At 67.3% G+C, this 17,393-nt stretch carries 16 protein-coding genes; 7 read left to right on the top strand and 9 right to left on the bottom strand.

Annotation, left to right across the window (positions count from 1 at the left end; all coding sequences use genetic code 11):
• Positions 1-118: 118 nt before the first annotated feature.
• The gene (locus FFK22_RS14625; protein WP_138886316.1) at positions 119-775 is read left to right on the top strand and encodes a MarC family protein; all 657 of its coding nucleotides are present in this window, start codon (positions 119-121) and stop codon (positions 773-775) included.
• A 13-nt stretch (positions 776-788) separates the two neighbouring features.
• On the opposite strand, the gene FFK22_RS14630 is transcribed toward FFK22_RS14625, so the two are convergent.
• Together FFK22_RS14630 and FFK22_RS14635 are read right to left on the bottom strand one after the other, a co-directional pair.
• On the bottom strand, positions 789-1,598 hold the full coding sequence (locus FFK22_RS14630; RefSeq protein WP_138886315.1) for an SDR family oxidoreductase: 810 nt from the start codon (positions 1,596-1,598) through the stop codon (positions 789-791).
• Between the two features lie 77 nt (positions 1,599-1,675).
• Complete coding sequence (locus tag FFK22_RS14635) at positions 1,676-2,143, bottom strand: MarR family winged helix-turn-helix transcriptional regulator (RefSeq protein WP_221938599.1); 468 nt, start codon at positions 2,141-2,143, stop codon at positions 1,676-1,678.
• 168 nt (positions 2,144-2,311) lie between these two features.
• Between FFK22_RS14635 and FFK22_RS14640 the strand changes: the two genes are divergently transcribed.
• Entirely contained in the window at positions 2,312-3,256 is a 945-nt protein-coding gene (locus FFK22_RS14640; RefSeq protein WP_138886314.1) for a threonine/serine dehydratase, read from the top strand.
• A 313-nt stretch (positions 3,257-3,569) separates the two neighbouring features.
• The gene (locus FFK22_RS14645) at positions 3,570-4,079 is read left to right on the top strand and encodes a MucR family transcriptional regulator (protein WP_138886313.1); all 510 of its coding nucleotides are present in this window, start codon (positions 3,570-3,572) and stop codon (positions 4,077-4,079) included.
• 52 nt (positions 4,080-4,131) lie between these two features.
• Here FFK22_RS14645 and FFK22_RS14650 read toward each other — a convergent pair whose 3' ends face one another.
• The 6 genes from FFK22_RS14650 to cyoA form a co-directional block, all read right to left on the bottom strand.
• A complete protein-coding gene (locus FFK22_RS14650) occupies positions 4,132-5,562 on the bottom strand; it encodes an aldehyde dehydrogenase family protein (RefSeq protein ID WP_138886312.1) in 1,431 nt (476 codons plus the stop codon).
• 168 nt (positions 5,563-5,730) lie between these two features.
• Complete coding sequence (locus tag FFK22_RS14655) at positions 5,731-6,483, bottom strand: SURF1 family protein (protein WP_138886311.1); 753 nt, start codon at positions 6,481-6,483, stop codon at positions 5,731-5,733.
• Entirely contained in the window at positions 6,480-6,869 is a 390-nt protein-coding gene (gene cyoD, locus FFK22_RS14660) for a cytochrome o ubiquinol oxidase subunit IV (protein ID WP_138886310.1), read from the bottom strand. The genes FFK22_RS14655 and cyoD overlap by 4 nt, the downstream gene beginning before the upstream one ends.
• Positions 6,866-7,492 (bottom strand): cytochrome o ubiquinol oxidase subunit III, encoded by a 627-nt coding sequence (gene cyoC / locus FFK22_RS14665; RefSeq protein WP_138886309.1) that lies wholly within the window; start codon positions 7,490-7,492, stop codon positions 6,866-6,868. The genes cyoD and cyoC overlap by 4 nt, the downstream gene beginning before the upstream one ends.
• The gene (gene cyoB / locus FFK22_RS14670; protein ID WP_138886308.1) at positions 7,492-9,504 is read right to left on the bottom strand and encodes a cytochrome o ubiquinol oxidase subunit I; all 2,013 of its coding nucleotides are present in this window, start codon (positions 9,502-9,504) and stop codon (positions 7,492-7,494) included. The genes cyoC and cyoB overlap by 1 nt, the downstream gene beginning before the upstream one ends.
• A gap of 93 nt (positions 9,505-9,597) precedes the next feature.
• Positions 9,598-10,893 (bottom strand): ubiquinol oxidase subunit II, encoded by a 1,296-nt coding sequence (cyoA, locus tag FFK22_RS14675; RefSeq protein ID WP_306770113.1) that lies wholly within the window; start codon positions 10,891-10,893, stop codon positions 9,598-9,600.
• A gap of 57 nt (positions 10,894-10,950) precedes the next feature.
• On the opposite strand from cyoA, the gene FFK22_RS14680 reads away from it, so the two are divergent.
• A complete protein-coding gene (locus FFK22_RS14680; RefSeq protein WP_138886306.1) occupies positions 10,951-12,264 on the top strand; it encodes an MFS transporter in 1,314 nt (437 codons plus the stop codon).
• 86 nt (positions 12,265-12,350) lie between these two features.
• The gene (locus FFK22_RS14685) at positions 12,351-14,177 is read left to right on the top strand and encodes an adenylate/guanylate cyclase domain-containing protein (protein WP_306770112.1); all 1,827 of its coding nucleotides are present in this window, start codon (positions 12,351-12,353) and stop codon (positions 14,175-14,177) included.
• 44 nt (positions 14,178-14,221) lie between these two features.
• Here the strand turns inward: FFK22_RS14685 and FFK22_RS14690 are convergent, their stop codons facing one another.
• Complete coding sequence (locus FFK22_RS14690; RefSeq protein ID WP_138886304.1) at positions 14,222-15,217, bottom strand: D-2-hydroxyacid dehydrogenase; 996 nt, start codon at positions 15,215-15,217, stop codon at positions 14,222-14,224.
• A 178-nt stretch (positions 15,218-15,395) separates the two neighbouring features.
• On the opposite strand from FFK22_RS14690, the gene FFK22_RS14695 reads away from it, so the two are divergent.
• Positions 15,396-16,154: a GntR family transcriptional regulator gene (locus FFK22_RS14695; protein WP_186002470.1), complete on the top strand. Its 759-nt coding sequence runs from the start codon at positions 15,396-15,398 to the stop codon at positions 16,152-16,154.
• Between the two features lie 343 nt (positions 16,155-16,497).
• Positions 16,498-17,391 carry a carbohydrate ABC transporter permease gene (locus FFK22_RS14700; protein WP_221938601.1) on the top strand — a complete coding sequence of 298 codons (894 nt, stop codon included), beginning with the start codon at positions 16,498-16,500 and terminating at the stop codon, positions 17,389-17,391.
• Positions 17,392-17,393: the final 2 nt, after the last annotated feature.

A 17,393-nucleotide genomic window follows, 5' to 3' on the forward strand; every position in this document is an offset into this window, starting at 1 on the left:
CAAGCCCGGGCATGACACTTTGTGGTTGGCGTATTGTTGGAAATAGCCACGACCGATCGGACAGTTGCAGCCGGCACCACAGATCGGTCAGGCTGGCGGCAACAATCGGGAGTCGTGGATGAGCGGTTCGATTCAGACCTTTCTGCTCACCCTCTCCGCCCTGTTCTCGATCGTCAACCCGATCGCGGCCGCGCTGATCTTCAGCCAGATCACCGCCGACCGGTCGCATGGCGAGCGCCTGCGGCTGGCGCGGAAGATCGCGGTCTATTCGGCCCTGGTGATGCTGGGGGCGCTGTGGGGCGGCGCCTATGTGCTGAGCTTCTTCGGCATCAGCCTGTCGGCGCTGCGCATCGCCGGCGGCCTGATCGTCGCCGCCAGCGCCTGGCGGCTGCTGCAGTCGCCCGAGCTGCAGGAGGAGCGGAAGCAGGAGCAGGCGTCGGAGGCCGAGGGCATCGACGCGGTCGCCTTCTATCCGCTGACCATGCCCTTCACCACCGGCCCCGGCACCATCTCGGTCGCCATCGCCATCGGCTCGAACCTGCCGGTCGGCCAGCCGGAATTCCTGCCCTTCGTGCTCGGCGCCTCGGCCGCGGCCCTGGTGATCGCCATCGGCGTCTGGATCGCCTATTCCTCAGCCGACCGGCTGGTCGCCTTCCTCGGCCAATCCCAGGTGCGCGTGCTGTCGCGGCTGATGGCCTTCCTGCTGCTGTGCGTCGGCACACAGATCACGCTGGGCGGCATCAGCGACTTCATCCATTCGCTGACGCCGCCATAGCGCATAGCGGGTCTCAGAGGCCGTAGCGGGCGGCCGGGACGGCGCGGGACAGGTTGGGGAACAGCGCCTGGCGGGCGGTCTCGACCGCGTCCCAATCCGCCGCCTGCGGCAGGGCCGGGATGGTCACGAACTCGCCCTGGTCGAAGCCGGCCAGCGCGGCGTCGACCATGTCCTCGGCCCGCATCATCCGCTGCTGGATCTCCTGTGGCAGGGAGGCGATCGGCGCGCCGGCGATGTCCCAGAACTCGGTCGCGGTGGCGCCGGGCAGCACGGCCTGGACGCGAATGCCCTTGGCCGCCAGCTCGTGGCGCAGCTGCTGACTGAAGGCGAGAACGAAGGCCTTGCTGCCGCCATAGACGCCGTTCAGGAGCTCCGGCGCCACGGCGACAATCGAGGAGATGTTGATCACCGCCCCGCCGCTGCGGGCGACGAAGCCGGGCACCGCCGCGTAGGTCAGGCGGGTCAGCGCCGTGACGTTGAGCTCGATCATCGACTCCATCGCGTCGACATCCGCCTGCAGCAGCGGGACAGCGGAGCCGAGGCCGGCATTGTTGACCAGCACGGTGATGCGGGGATCGCTGCGCAGCACCGCCTCGACCTTGCGCAGATCGCCCTTGTCGGCTAGGTCGGCGACCAGCGGCGTCACCGTCCGGCCGGTCTCGGCCGACAGGCGCTGCGCCAGGGCGTCGAGGCGCTCGGCGTTGCGGGCGACCAGGATCAGGTCGTGGCCGCGCCGGGCGAGGCGGTCGGCATAGATCGCGCCGATGCCCGAGGAGGCGCCGGTGATCAGGGCGATGCCCGGGGTCTTGTAGGTGGCGGTCATGAATCTCTCCATAGAAGAGGGCATATGCCCATATTTGAACCGATAGATGAGGTACGGCCGGCTGCCGTCCGGGAGGCTCAGTCCTTCAGCGTGTCGAGCCGGTCGTCATAGGCGATGTCGAGCAGGGCGTTGCGCAGCATCTCCGCCTCGCGCCGGCCGAAGACCGCGTGGAACCGGTCCTGTGCCGCCATCCAGAGCCCGAGGGCCTGCTGCAGAAGCGCCCGCCCCTGCTCCGTCATCACGATGTGGCGCCGGCGCCGGTCCTTCGGGCTTTCCTGCAGGGTGATCAGCCCGTCCCGCTCCAGCGGCCGCAGGTTGTGGCCGAGCGCGGAGCGGTCGATGACCAGCGCCGCGGCCAGCTCCGCCAGGGTCGGCGGCTTGTCCGCCAGCTCGTGCAGCTCGGCCAGGATGGCGAACTGGGTCGAGCGCAGCCCGGTCGGCGCCAGCGCGTCGTCATAAAGCTGCGTCACCCGCCGCGACGCCTTGCGCATCGCGGTGGCGTTGCAGGCCAGGACGCCCTCCGTGGTGTTGCGCTCGATCTTCATGGCACTCGATATGGGGCATATGCCCATTTATCGTCAAGGGGCATATGCCCCTTTCTTTCACCCTCTCCGGCCACCGACCGGCCTTGCCTGCTGCCCCGCGCTCCGATAGGTAATTAGCAATCTGACGAAGTATTCGGCTCACCGCCGATCCAGGATGGGAGAACGGGGATGGCCGAGTTGCGGGTGGACCGGGACGGCATCGCACGGATCGAGCCGGTGATCCGGCCACATATCCGGCGGACGCCGGTGGTCGAGACGGCAGGACGCGATTTCGGCATCGATGCCGGCGCGATCAGCCTGAAGCTGGAGCTGCTGCAGCATGCCGGGTCGTTCAAGACCCGCGGCGCCTTCGCCAACCTGCTGACCCGCGACGTGCCGGCGGCCGGGGTCGCCGCGGCGTCGGGCGGCAATCACGGCGCGGCGGTGGCCCATGCCGCGGCGTCGCTGGGCCTGCCGGCGCGGATCTTCGTGCCGAGCATCTCCTCCCCCGCCAAGATCGAGCGGATCCGCCACACCGGCGCCGAGCTGGTGGTCGGCGGCGACCGCTACGCCGATGCGCTGGCCGCCTGCGACGCCTGGGTGGCGGCCACCGGCGCCCTCTCCGTCCACGCCTTCGACCAGGCCGAGACCATGCTGGGCCAGGGCACGCTGGCGCTGGAGCTGGAAGCCCAGGCGTCGGATCTCGACACAGTGCTGGTCGGGGTCGGCGGCGGCGGTCTGATCGGCGGCATCGCCGCCTGGTATGGCGGGCGGGTCAAGGTCGTCGGCGTCGAGCCCGAGGCCTCGCCCACCCTGCACCGGGCCTTCGCGGCCGGCCGGCCGGTGGATGCCGAGACCGGCGGCATCGCCGCCGACAGCCTGGCCCCGAAGCGGATCGGCGAGCTGGTGTTCCCGGTGCTGCGCCAGCATGGCACGACCGCCATTCTGGTCACCGACGACGCGATCCGCGAGGCCCAGCGCGCCCTGTGGCAGGGCTTGCGCATCGTCGCCGAGCCGGGCGGGTCCGCCGCCTTCGCGGCGCTCCTGTCCGGCCGCTACCGGCCGGCCCCGGGCGAGCGGGTCGGTGTGGTGGTCAGCGGCGGCAACACCACGGCGGTCGATTTCGATCGGTGACGGGAGGATTTACGGAAGCCTCGGCAAGGACTCCGCGCGAGCTGAATCCCTCGAATTGGTTTCCGTCACTGTGGGCGCCAAGCCCCGCGCGGCTTGGGGAAGGCAGGCAATAATCATGCAGCGGGCGGATTACAATCCGATCTCACGCTGAACTGGAAGGAAACAGAACAGGACAGAAAGCTTTTTTCTGAATCCCATGGAACCTTATGGCTGTTCTCGACTTGTGGCATTGATCACAAGCAGAGCAGTCTCGACGGCAAGGACCGGGCACGGCTTCGAAGGCGGGGACTGCGGGCAGGATGGGAGAGGCGTGATGTCGACGTTGAGCGATGAGATTCTGAAGTTCACCAAGGAGATCATCGTGGCCCATGTCTCCCACAATGCGGTGGATAGCGAGAGCCTGCCGGATCTCATCCGGAACGTGCATCTATCGCTGATCGAAGCCCGCGACGCGGCGATCCAGCGTGACCCGGCTGCGGCTGCCGAGCCGGCGACGAACGCCCAGGAGAGCGGCGGGACGCATGAGGATCCCGTCGCCGCCTCGCCCGACCCCGTCCCGGCCGTTCCGGTCTCCGAGTCGGTGACCCCCGACCACATCATCTGCCTGGAAGACGGCCGGCCCTTCAAGATGATGAAGCGCTGGCTGCGCGCCACCTACGGCATGACGCCGGAGCAGTACCGGGCCAGGTGGAACCTGCCGGCCGACTACCCGATGGTGGCGCCGAACTACGCCCGGTCGAAGTCGGTCTATGCCAAGGCCCAGGGCCTGGGCACCGAAAAGCTGCGCCGCGTCGGCAAGCAGCGGTCCCGCCGCACCGCCTGAATTCGGTCTCGGCAAGGCCGGAGCCTTCCCGCAGGAAGGCTCCGGCAAAGACTCAGGCCGCCTCGTAGCCGATCACGCCCTTGATCTCGAGGAACTCCTCGAGGCCGAACTCGGCATATTCCCGGCCATTGCCCGACTGCTTGTAGCCGCCGAACGGCGCGGCGGTGTCCCAGGCCGGGTAGTTGATGTGGACATTGCCGACCCGCAGCTGCGACGCCACCTTGCGCGCCCGCTCCAGATCGCTCGACTGGACATAGGCGGCCAGGCCGTAGGGCGTGTCGTTGGCCAGCTCGATCGCCTGCGCCTCGGTCTCGTAGGTCAGGATCGACAGCACCGGGCCGAAGATCTCCTCGCGCGCGATCGTCATGTCCGGGGTCACCCGGGCGAAGACGGTCGGGCGGATGAAGTAGCCGCGGTTCAGCCCCTCCGGCCGGCCGGGGCCGCCGGCCACCAGCTCCGCGCCCTCGGCGATGCCGGCTTCGATCAGCTTCTGGATCTTGTCGTATTGCAGCTGGCTGACCACCGGGCCGAGCTGGGTGTCCGGCGCGTCGGCCGGGCCGACCTTGTAGCCCTCGGCCGCCGCGCGGGCATAGCCGATCGCCTCGTCCTCGCGCTCCAGCGGCACGAACATCCGGGTCGGGGCGTTGCAGGACTGGCCGCTGTTGCCGAAGCAGCCGGCGACGCCCTTGGTCACCGCCCGCTTCAGGTCGGCATCGGCCAAGATGATGTTGGCCGACTTGCCGCCCAGCTCCTGATGCACCCGCTTGACCGTGTCGGCGGCGGCCTTGGCCACCAGGATGCCGGCGCGGGTCGAGCCGGTGAAGGACACCATGTCGACGTCGGGATGGCTGGAGATGGCGGCGCCGACCGTCGGCCCGTCGCCGTTGACCAGGTTGAACACGCCCTTCGGCACCCCGGCCTCGTGCAGGATCTCGGCGAAGATGATTGCGTCGAGCGGCGCTATCTCGCTCGGCTTCAGCACCATGGTGCAGCCGGCGGCCAGGGCTGGGCCGACCTTGCAGGTGATCTGGTTCAGCGGCCAGTTCCACGGGGTGATCATGCCGACCACGCCGACCGGCTCCTTCACCACCATTGAGGTGCCCTTGGCCCGCTGGAACTGGAAGGTCTCCAGCGCCTCGATGATCCGGGTCAGATGCGCGTCGCCGGCCCAGGTCTGGGAATCGAGCGCGAATTGCCGCGGCGCACCCATCTCACGCGACACGGCCAGGGCGATGTCGGGGGCGCGGCGCTTGTAGACCTCCAGGATCCGGCGCAGCAGGGCCAGGCGCTCCTCACGGCTGGTGCGGGCGAAGGCCGGGAAGGCCCGCTTCGCCGCCGCCACCGCACGGTCGACATCCGCGGCCGAGCCGAGCGCGATCTTGGCGAAGGCCTCCTCGGTCGAGGGGTCGATCACGTCGAGCGTCTTCGGCGTGATCGGGTCGACCCATGCGCCGTCGATGTAGAATTGGGTTTCGTGCGCCATCTGAACCTCGTTCGGTCGTGGGGCGGAGGGGAGCCTGCGGCCCGGCCCTCCGTCGCATCCGTCGCCTCCCGCGACGGGCTGAGGAACGTTAGAACAGGCTCCGGGGGGCGGGGAAGCTCCGGCGCGTGGGGGACGGCCATGCGCGGCCCCTGCCCTCTCTCGTCGGACTCAGCCCGCCACGACCTGTCCTCGCCGGCCGCGCTCCGACCGCACGGCGTATCCCACGCCGAAGGCCAGCAGCGCGGCCAGGCCGAACCAGGTGATGGCGTAGATCAGGTGGCTGTTCGGGAAGGCGATCACTGTCAGCCCGCCGATCGGCAGGCCGCCCGGATTGGGCGTGGCGTCGGCATCGATGAAATAGGGGGCGACGTTCGTCAGCCTGCGGGCCGCGGCGATGGCGGCGACGTCGCGGGAATACCAGCGCTCCGCCGCCGGCTCGTTCGAACGCAGGAACCCGCCCTTCGGCTCGGTGATGCGCAACAGGCCGGTGATCGTGACGGGTCCTTCGATCTGCCCCGCCGCGCGGGTGGCCGGGTCGCGGTTCTCGGTCGGCACGAAGCCGCGGTTGACCAGCACCACCGTGCCGTCATCCGCCTGCAGCGGGGTCATCACCCAATAGCCGGCACCCTTCACGGTCGAGGCGGCGACCTGGGCCTCGCGGTCGTTGAGGAAGCGGCCGGAGATGCGGACATGGCGGTACTCGTCCCGGTCGGCATCGACCCGGGCCCAGTCTGACGGGGGGGCAACGGGCGCGGCCGCGACGCGCTGGTCGACCCGGGCGATCAGGTCGAGCTTCCAGGCCCGCCGCTCGACCTGCCAGACACCGAGCGCCAGCAGGCCGACGAACACCGCCAGCGACGCCGCCCCGAGGACGATCAGGCTGGCGGTCGAGCGAGGCCGATGCGCCTCGCCGTCGGTCACGGCATGTTGCGCATGTCGTGGGCGGAGACCGGCATCATGTTGTGGTTGAGGTGATACATCACCCACAGCGAGCCGGACAGCGTGATCACCACCAGCACCACGGTGAAGATCAGGGCCAGCATGGTCCAGCCGCCCTCCGACTTCGTGTTCATGTGCAGGAAATAGACCATGTGCACGATGATCTGGGCGACCGCGAGCGCCATGATCACCAGCGCCGTGGTCTGGGCATCGGCGAAAACGTCGCCCATTACGAGCCAGAACGGGATCGCGGTCAGGATCAGCGCCAGCACGAAGCCGGTGACGTAGCCCTTCAGCGTGCCGTGGCCGCTGGCGTCACCATGATGGTGGTCGCCGTGATGGTGATCGGTGTGGGCGTGGGCGCTCATGCCATGGATCCCATCAGGTAGACGAAGGTGAAGACGCCGATCCAGATGACATCCAGGAAGTGCCAGAACAGGCTGAGGCACATCAGCCGGCGCTTATTGTCCGGGATCAGCCCGTGCTGGGCGACCTGAACCATCATCGTGATCATCCAGACGATGCCGACCGTGACGTGCAGCCCGTGCGTCCCCACCAGGGTGAAGAACGACGACAGGAAGGCGCTGCGCCACGGCCCCGCCCCTTCATGGATCAGATGGGCGAACTCGTAGAGCTCAAGTCCGACGAAGGCCATGCCGAACAAGGCGGTGACGACGAGCCAGGCCAGGGTCGCGCCCTTGCGGTTGCGCTCCATCTCCAGCATGGCGAAGCCGCAGGTGATGGAGGACAAGAGCAGCATCGAGGTGTTGACCGCCACCAGCGGCAGGTCGAACAGGTCGGCGCCGGACGGGCCGGCCGCGTAGCTGCGCCCGAGCACGCCATAGCAGGCGAAGAGGACTGCGAAGATCAGGCAATCGCTCATCAGGTAGATCCAGAAGCCGAGCATCGTGCTGCCGCCCGAATGCTCGTGCTCCTCGTCGACGTGGAAGCGCGCCTCGCCGTTCGCGGTCTGATCGAGTGGTGGCGTCATCAGGAAGCGGCTCCCGCCCGGGCCAGCACGCGGCTGCGCTCATCCTCGGCCTTGGTCACGACATCGGCCGGGATGTGGTAGTCGCGCTTGTAGTTGAAGGTGTGCCCGATCGCCACGACCAGCATGGCGACGAAGGTCAGCGCGGCCAGCCACCAGATGTGCCAGACCATGCCGAAGGCGAAGGCCACGGCGATGGCGGCCAGGATGAAGCCGGCACCGGTGTTCTTGGGCATGTGGATCGCCTTGAACCCCGTCAGCGGCCGGACATAGCCGCGGTTCTTCATGTCCCACCAGGCATCGTGGTCGTGCACCAGCGGGGTGAAGGCAAAGTTGTACGCCGGCGGCGGCGACGAGGTGGACCATTCCAGCGTCCGTCCGCCCCAGGGGTCGCCGGTCAGGTCGCGCAGCTGTTCGCGCCGCATGAAGCTGACCACCAGCTGGATCAGGAAGGACAGAATGCCGAGCGCGATCAGCACCGCGCCGAAGGCGGCGATGACGAACCAGATCTGCAGCGAGGAGTCGTCGAAATGGTTCATCCGGCGAGTCACGCCCATCAGGCCGAGCACGTAGAGCGGCATGAAGGCGAAGTAGAAGCCGGTCAGCCAGAACCAGAACGACATCTTGCCCCAGAACGGGTCGAGCTTGAAGCCGAAGGCCTTCGGGAACCAGTAGGTCAACCCGGCGAACACCCCGAACACCACGCCGCCGATGATGACGTTGTGGAAATGGGCGATCAGGAACAGGCTGTTGTGCAGCACGAAGTCGGCCGGCGGCACCGCCAGCAGCACGCCGGTCATGCCGCCGATGACGAAGGTCACCATGAAGCCCATCGTCCACAGCATCGGCACCTCGAACCGGATGCGGCCGCGATACATGGTGAACAACCAGTTGAACATCTTCGCACCCGTCGGGATCGAGATGATCATCGTGGTGATGCCGAAGAACGAGTTCACGCTGGCGCCGGAACCCATCGTGAAGAAGTGATGCAGCCACACCAGATACGACAGGATGGTGATCACCACCGTGGCGTAGACCATCGAGGTGTAGCCGAACAGGCGCTTGCCGCAGAAGGTCGACACGACCTCGGAGAAGATGCCGAAGGCCGGCAGGATGAGGATGTAGACCTCCGGATGTCCCCAGATCCAGATCAGGTTCACATACATCATCGGGCTGCCGCCGAAGTCGTTGGTGAAGAAGTTCGTCCCGGCGTAGCGGTCGAGCGACAGCAGGGCCAGGACGGCGGTCAGCACCGGGAAGGCGGCGACGATCAGGACGTTGGTGCACAGCGCGGTCCAGGTGAAGACCGGCATCTGCATCATCTTCATCCCCGGCGCCCGCATCTTGACGATGGTGGCGACCAGGTTGACGCCCGATAACAAGGTTCCGATGCCGGCGACCTGCAATCCCCAGATATAGTAGTCGACGCCGACATCCGGGCTGTAGGCGATGCCCGACAGCGGCGGATAGGCCAGCCAGCCGGTCTTGGCGAATTCGCCGACGAACAGCGAGATCATCACCACCACGGCGCCGGCGGTGGTCATCCAGAAGCTGAAATTGTTCAGGAACGGGAAGGCCACGTCGCGGGCGCCGATCTGCAGCGGCACCACGAAGTTCATCAGCCCGGTGACGAAGGGCATGGCCATGAAGAAGATCATGATCACGCCATGGGCGGTGAAGATCTGGTCGTAATGGTGCGGCGGCAGGTAGCCCTCATTGGCGCCGAAGGCGATCGCCTGCTGCGCCCGCATCATGATCGCGTCCGAGAAGCCGCGCAGCAGCATGACCAGCGCCAGGATCACATACATGATCCCGATCTTCTTGTGGTCGATGCTGGTGAACCACTCGTGCCAGAGATAGCCCCACAGGCGGAAATAGGTGATGCCGCCCAGCACCGCGATGCCGCCCAGTGCCACCGCGATGAAGGTGACGACCAGGATCGGCTCGTGGAACGGCAGCGAGTCGAGCGTCAGCTTGCCGAAGATGAGCGTCTGGAGATCTAGGTTTGAGAACATCGGGCTACTCTGTCGTTCCGGAGGCCGCCGCACCGGGCGGCGGCCTCCGCAAAGGGGTCGGTTGCGCGCGGCCGCGGAGGCCGTCGGCAGGCATCACTCGACGCGGCTGGGCGCCGTAGCACGGCTGAACAGGATCCCCTCCGGCGGCCGGCTCTCCGCCATGTCGCCGTCGGTGGTGCAGATCGCCGCGACATAGGTGCGGACCGGGCCGGCGCCGCGCCGGACGTCCTTGTCGTGGTTCAGCGCCAGGACGTTGTCGATCCCGGCCGTGCCGCCGCCGCCGCGGGAGTCGATGCTCATCATCTCGTTCATGCACATCTTCGAGCGGTCGACGCACATGTTGAGGATGGCGCCATAGAGATCCGGGGCCACCGTGCCGTAGTGGCGCACGGGCTCCTTCTCACTCGGGCGCTCCAGCGCCAGGTACTCCTCGCGGCTCAGGCTGCCGCCTTCGGACTTCACCTTCTGCACCCAGGCGTCGAAATCGCCGGCGGCGAGGCCGTGGAAGGCGAAGCGCATGCCGGAGAAGCCGGCGCCGCTGTAGTTGGCGGAGAAGCCCTCATATTCGCCGGGCTGGTTGATCACCGCGTGCAGCTTGGTCTCCATCCCGGCCATGGCGTAGATCTGCCCCGCCAGCGCCGGCACGAAGAAGGAGTTCATCACGGTCGCCGAGGTGATCTTGAACTGGATCGGCACGTCGACCGGCGCCGCCAGCTCGTTGACCGTGGCGATGCCCAGCTCCGGGTAAAGGAACAGCCATTTCCAGTCGAGCGCCACGACCTCGACCGTCAGCGGCTTCACGTCTGCCGCCACCGGGCGCCCCGAGTCGATCCGATCGAGCGGCCGGTAGGGGTCGAGGGTGTGGGTGCTGATCCAGGTCAGGGCGCCCAGCGCGATGATGATGACCAGCGGCGCCGACCAGATCACCACTTCGAGCTGAGTCGAATGGTGCCAGTCGGGGTCGTAGGGGGCGTCCTTGTTCGACTGGCGGTACTTCCAGGCAAAGAACAGCGTCAGCGCGATCACCGGCACGATGATCAGCAACATCAGGATCGTGGAGATCACGATCAGGTCGCGCTGCTGCACCGCAATATCGCCGGAGGGAGACATGACCACCATGTTGCACCCGCCCAGGAGGACCAGGAGCGGAAGTGCAGCGAGGCGGCCTAAGGCTTTGATGGGCATGCCGTTGCCTGACAGGAAGAGAACGAAGGGCGGGGCTGCATTACCGAAGCGTAACGCAATGCAACAGTGGACAGTTTGTCCTACCAGATGCCCGATCGCTGCAGTGCAACATCGTCGCACCGGGGTTGACGGCAGGGTCCCTGGCGATTCCGTCATCGCTTCGCCTCGCTTGCCACGATTTGACGCACCGAAATCCTGGGCCATACTCAAAAAAAAGAAAGCGGCATCTCGGCCCGGCCCAGCCCCAGGAGGAATCAGTTTATGGCCACTGTCAGTCGAGACTTCGGGTCCCCGACCGCCGCGCCACGGCACCGCGCAGGTGTCCCCCCCGGCGAGATCGCGATCGGCGTCGTGATCGGCCGGACCGCGGAATTCTTCGACTTCTTCGTCTATGCCATCGCCTCAGTGCTCGTGTTCCCGCGGTTCTTCTTTCCGCATGCGACGCCGCTGGACGCGATGCTCTACTCCTTCGCCGTCTTCGCCCTGGCCTTCGTCGCCCGCCCGTTCGGTTCGGTCCTGTTCATGGAGATCGACCGGCGCCACGGCCGCAGCGTCAAGCTGACCGTGGCGATGTTCCTGCTCGGCGGCTCGACCGCGGCGATGGCCTTCCTGCCCGGCACCGCCGATATCGGCACCGCCGCGATCGCCCTGCTGTCGCTGTGCCGCATCGGCCAGGGCCTGGCCCTGGGCGGCGCCTGGGACGGCCTGGCCTCGCTGCTGGCGCTGAACGCGCCGCAGAACCGGCGCGGCTGGTACGCGATGATGCCGCAGCTCGGCGCTCCGCTCGGTTTCATGCTGGCCAGCGCGCTGTTCGCCTTCTTCCTGGTCAACCTGTCGGAGGCGGATTTCGTCGACTGGGGCTGGCGCTACCCGTTCTTCGTCGCCTTCGCGATCAACGTCGTCGCCCTGTTCGCCCGGCTGCGGCTGGTGGTGACCGAGCAGTTCGAGCGGCTGTACGAGAGCAAGGACCTCGAGGCGCTGAGCGTGACCGAGACGGTGAGGCAGCAGGGCCACAACATCCTGGTCGGGGCCTTCGTGCCGCTGGCCACCTTCGCCCTGTTCCACCTGGTCACGGTGTTCCCGCTGAGCTGGGTGACGCTCTACACCGACCACAATCCCGGCGTTTTCCTTTGGACGGAGTTCGCCGGCGCGGTCCTCGGCGCCGTGATGATCGTCGTCTCGGGGCTGATCGCCGACCGCACCGGCCGGCGCACGCTGCTGGCCGCCTGCGCGGTGCTGATCGCGATCTTCAGCTTCGTCACGCCGATGCTGCTGGGCGGCGGGCCGACGGCGCGATCGGCCTTCGTCATCCTCGGCTTCGGCCTGCTCGGCCTGTCCTTCGGCCAGGCGGCCGGCGCGGTGGCGTCGAACTTCCCGAACCACCAGCGCTACACCGCTTCGGCTCTGACCTCGGACCTGGCCTGGATGGTCGGCGCCGGCTTCGCGCCGCTGGTGGCGCTGGCCCTCGCCAGCCAGTTCGGCCTGGCCCTGGTCGGCGCCTACCTGCTGTCCGGCGCCGTCTGCACGCTGGCGGCGCTGCGGGTCAACAAGGAGCTGGAGCTGCGCGGGAACTGACCTGCCGTCCTGCCGATCCGCGGGGGCACGCCGCTCTCGCGGGCGGCGGCCGGATCTGATCCGGGCCGCTCTCCTCGTTGCGAATGATGATCGCGCATGAGACCCTAGGAGAGCCGACGTCTGCTGCGTCGCAACGGGTCTTCGAAGTGACTGAGGGATCGGGCCATCATCGCCGACTGGCTGCCATTCTGGTGGCGGACGTGGTCGGCTTTTCGCGGATGATGGAGGCCGACGAGGCGGGAACGCTGGCGCTGCTGAAGCGGCGCAGAAGCGAGGTCATCGAGCCCCTCGTGCACTCACACAATGGCCGGATCGTCAAGCTGATGGGCGACGGCGTCCTGCTGGAGTTCGCAAGCGCCGTGGCCGCGGTCGAATGTGCGATCCAGCTGCAGGGAGGGATGGCCGAGGCTGATGCCGGCACGCCCGAACCGGGCCGCATGATCCTCAGGATCGGCATCAATCTCGGCGATGTGGTCGGCGAGGGATCGGACATCTACGGCGAAGGGGTGAATATCGCCGCGAGGCTGGAAGCCATCGCACAGCCGGGCGGCATCTGCCTGTCCGAGAAGGTCTACCAGGAGGTGCGGGGCAAGGTGGATGCGGCCTTCGTCGATCTTGGCCCCAGGAAGCTCAAGAACATCGCCGCCCCGGTCAAAGCCTTCGGCGTGACGATGGACAGGCCTGACAGGGCCGGACCGCCGGGGGCGACGACCGCCCCAGGGCTCCCGGGTGGCCCTTCGATCGCGGTGCTGCCCTTCCTCAACATGAGCGGCGATTCCGCACAGGACTACCTCGCGGACGGCACCACCGAGGACATCACCACCGCCCTCTCCCGGCTGCGCTGGCTGTTCGTGATCGCCCGCAACTCGGCATTCACCTACAAGGGGAGGTCCGTCGACGTCCGGCAGGTCGCGAGTGAGCTGGGCGTCCGCTATGTCGTCGAGGGCAGCGTCAGGACCGCCGCCGGGCGCATCCGGGTCACGGCACAGCTGATCGAGGCGGAAACCGGCAAGCACATCTGGGCCGAGCGCTACGACCGCGCGCTCGGCGACATCTTCGCCGTCCAGGACGAGATCACCGGCCACGTCGTCGCCGCGATCGAGCCGCATCTCTACGCCCAGGAGGGCTTCCGCGCCGCATCCAATCCTCCCGGAAGCATCGACGCCTGGGGCCTGGCGGTGCGCGCGATGGGACTGATCAACCGGGTCGGCCGCCGACAGAACGAGGAGGCCCGGACCCTTCTGACACGGGCGATCGAGATCGAGCCCGCCTACGCCAGAGCCCACGCTTTGCTGAGCTGGGCCATCTGGTGGGCGGCGCTGTGCTACTGGTGGCCGGACGTGGCCGAAGGCTATCGGCAGGCGGCGGTGCATGCCGCGGACGCCGTCGCGCTCGACCCGAGCGATCCCTGGGCGCGGATGACGCTCGGGCTGAGCCTCAGCACCGCGCGGCAGCACGAGCGGGCGCTCGCCGAGCTCCGGGCGGTGCATGACCTCAACCCCAGCTTCGCGCTGGGCCGCACGGCGCTGGGTTGGGCACTGCTCCGCGCCGGGCATTTCGAAGAGGCGATCGCCGAGACCGGCAACGCGCTGCGCATGAGCCCGATGGACAGCTTCGCCGGGATCTACACCACCATCCACGGCCTCGCTTTGCTGGGCGCGCGCCGCTTCGGCGACGCCCTGCCCTTCCTGCGCGCCTCGGTGGCGGCCTTCGCCGAGTATTCCGGACACTACAACTCGCTGATCAGCTGCTGTGGCCATCTCGGGCTGATGCAGGAAGCGCAGGCCTTCATCGAGGCGCGGAACCGGGTCGGTCCCCCCATCCGCGTCGGCGAGCTGCGCCAGGCTCTGGCCGGCTTCGCCCATTGCGACACCTTCGTCGAGGGCCTGGTCAAGGCCGGCGTGCCGGAGTGACGGCGGCCGCGCCGATCCGCGGGGCGAAGCCGCCCCGCGTATCGCTACGGACTCCTCGTCCAGATGTCTTCCTCAGTCACGCGGTTGAGCAGCGGCTGTCCTGCGCGGTAGCGGCGCAGATTCTCGATGATGACGTCCAGCGACCGTTCGGCCCTGTCCGGCATCGCGGCCGTGAAATGGGGCGTGATGAGCAGGTTGGGTGTGTCCCAGACGGGATCGTCGGCAGCCGGCGGTTCGGGATCGGTGACGTCCAGCCCGGCGCCGGCGAGCCGCTTTTCCCTCAGGGCCGAGATCAGGGCCGCCTGGTCGATGGTGCCGCCCCTCGACAGGTTGACGATGATGGCGCTCGGCTTCATCCGCCTTATCGCCCGGTCGTCGATCAGATGGTAGGTCGTGTCCGACAGGTTGACGACGAGAGCAAGGATGTCCGCCTCGTCGAGGATCGGATCGATGGTCTCGCCCCGGTCCGCCGAGAACATCCGGTCGACGCCGGGCGGGCTCGGCAGATCGCGGCGGCGATAGCCGAGCACCCGCATCTCGAAGGCCTTCGCTCGTGTCGCGAGCTCCCGCCCCGTATGGCCCATCCCGATGATTCCGATGGTCCGGCCATAGAGGGCGCGCAGGCCGTTCATCCAGGGCGTGCGGAGCCATTCGTGCCGCTTCTGGGCCTCGTAGACATCCGGATAGCGGCAGCTGAGCATCAGGCTGAACATCAGCACGTGCTCGGCCAGGGCCGGGCCGGAGCGCCCGGCCGAGCCAGTCACGATCAGGCCCCGTTCGAACACCTCCGGGCGGGCGGATCTGGTGAGGCCGGCATGGTCGCAATGGACCCATCTGAGCTTGGGAGCCGCGAGATACCGCTGGTCGAGGTCGCCGGCGAGGATGGCGATCTCGGCCTCTTTCAGCGCGGCCTCGACGGCCTCTGCGTCACGTGACGAGACGGCGATCAGCCGGTCGGATCCGACCGCTTCCGCCAGACGATCCCAGTTCGCGCCCTTGAACGGCGTTTCGGTGTCGATCATCAGCGCCCGTTGGGCCATGCGCTTTCTCCCCTTCTTCGAATGAACCATCATCCGACGCTATCTTGAATGCCAACACCACATGATAAATTTATTTTTATGTATTATATTAATTTATCTCCTTTCGACGGCCTTCTCCGACCTGTCGCTCGGGGTCGGCGCCTGCTAGGAATCGACCGAGATGAGACGTGAGGTGGATTTGGACGGGATCGACACCGACGCCCGGACGGTGGAGCCCGGCATTCAGGTCAAGCGACCCCGCGGCCGGCCGCGCAAGGGAACGCCGGCCGTGCCGAAGCCGCCGAAGCGCGAGCCCGGGTACGGACGGCTGCAGCAGCTCCTGCGCGACGACATCCTCGAGGGCCGCATTCCAGCCGGGTCGCGGATCAAGGTGAGCGAGATCGCCGCGCGCTACGCCACCAGCACCAACCCCGCGCGCGAGGCGCTGCAGGGCCTCGAAGGCGAAGGCCTCGTGATCATCAGCCCCAACCGAGGCGCACGCGTCCGCGCCATCGACGAGGACTTCATCCGCAACATCTTCGACATCCGCGACCTGATCGAGCCTTATCTCGTCCGCGGCTTCGCCGAGTTCGCCAGCAACGAGGACGTGGCCGCGCTGGAGGCGCTGCAGCAGACCTGCCAGAGCGCCGTCGACGCGGCCGATTACCCCGCCTATCACCGTGCCAACGTCGCCTTCCATGACCTCATGATCGAGCATCATCACAACGTCGAAGCCGCAACGCTGATGAAGCGGCATAGCGCCTGGATCCGGGCGCTTTCGCGCCGGAATCCGCTGACGCTCGCCAATATGCGGCGCTCCACCGCGGAGCATTGGGAGGTGGTCGAGGCGGTCCGCCGGGGCGATCCGGACGCAGCGTCCGCCGCCATGGCACGGCACATCTCCCATTCACGCGCGCTGTTTCTCGGTCGCATGAGGCGCGACCGCGCCCAGCGATAGAGGCATCCTTCGCTGCCGGGACTCCACGCCCGCATGCCAGTAAATATGAATCATACATAAAACTTATTTTCCGCTTCACAATCCGCCAACCCGTGTTCTAGTCTTCCCGCCATCAGATGGCCGCACGCGCCCGGAAGCCCCGGCGCCGAAGCAGGCCGCGCCGCAGGGAGGACAGCGATGCCCTTGCCATCGACGCCAGGTTTCCGCAGCCGGCCAACCGCCGTCCTCGAGGCCCGGAATGTCTGACGCCGCGAGCATGAGGGGGCCGCCTCGCGCCTCGCGGCCCCTTCCCGATGACCGGGCGACGGCCCCGAAGCCGACCGCGACGTCGATGGTCAGGCCGTTGAAGCACAGGCGCGTGGGGCGGCAGCAATACGAGGCTTACCTCTTCCTGCTGCCATGGTTCGCGGGTCTCTTCATCCTGACCGCCGGCCCGCTCGCGGCCTCGCTCTATCTGTCCTTCACCGATTTCGACCTGCTCGGCAGCCCGACCTGGATCGGCCTCACCAACTATGTCGATCTCTTCACCTATGACCCGCGCTATCTCGGCGCGTTCGGGGTGACGGTCCTCTATGTCGTCCTGGGCGTGCCGTCGCAGCTGGCCGTCGCGCTGCTGGTCGCGATCCTGCTGAACCAGAAGGTCCGGGCGCTCGGCCTCTTCCGCGGGATCTACTACCTGCCGTCACTGCTCGGCGGCAGCGTCGCCGTCGCGGTGATGTGGCGCCAGCTGTTCGGCGATGCCGGCGTCGTCAACCAGTTCATCGGCGTCTTCGGCATCGACGCTCCGAACTGGATCTCGAATCCGCGCTACGCGCTCTACACGCTGATCCTGCTGCACGCCTGGCAGTTCGGGTCGGCGATGATCATCTTCCTCGCCGGGCTGAAGCAGGTGCCGCAGGAGCTCTACGACGCCGCGGAGATCGACGGCGCCGGCCGCTGGAAGCAGTTCCGGCACATCACGCTGCCGATGATCACGCCGGTGATCTTCTTCAACCTGGTCATGGGGCTGATCCATTCCTTCCAGGCCTTCACCTCCGCCTACATCGTCAGCGGCGGCACCGGCGGCCCGTCGGATTCGACCCTCTTCTACACGCTCTACTTGTACCAGGAGGGATTCACGAACTTCCACATGGGCTATGCCTCCGCCATGGCCTGGATTCTTCTGGTCGTGATCGCGTTCTTCACAGCAATCAACTTCGCCTTATCCCGGCGCTGGGTCTTCTACGGAGATCAATGACG

It is taken from the genome of Mycobacterium sp. KBS0706 (assembly GCF_005938675.2).
Lineage (GTDB): Bacteria > Pseudomonadota > Alphaproteobacteria > DSM-16000 > Inquilinaceae > Inquilinus.